Below are 294 nucleotides of genomic sequence, written 5' to 3' on the forward strand. Positions count from 1 at the left end.
GATCAAAGGATGTTTGCTCCTCCCCAAGGCTTATCGCAGCTTACCACGTCTTTCATCGGCTCCCAGTGCCAAGGCATTCTCCTTGCGCCCTTTGTAGCTTGACCGTTGTTTATCCCTCGATAAACATATCTCTTTTCAGATTCTCCATTTGCCAACGAGATTTTACCGCTTGGTGAAATCATAGATTTTAGAATTAAAATCAGGAATTTTACTTAGCTTAAAATCTCATTTCGCAGTTCTATATTCAGTTTTCAAGGTACATCTGACGCCTTCGGCGTCATCTGTCTTGCTTCA

Annotated in this window: 1 rRNA gene; it reads right to left on the reverse strand. The window is 42.2% G+C overall.

The features are described 5' to 3' along the window. A 23S ribosomal RNA gene (locus tag H6B10_RS16050) occupies positions 1–104 on the reverse strand; the annotation flags it as partial. Positions 105–294 lie beyond the last annotated feature (190 nt).

The organism is Gemmiger formicilis, assembly GCF_016901605.1.
GTDB classification, from domain to species: Bacteria; Bacillota; Clostridia; order Oscillospirales; family Ruminococcaceae; genus Gemmiger; species Gemmiger formicilis_B.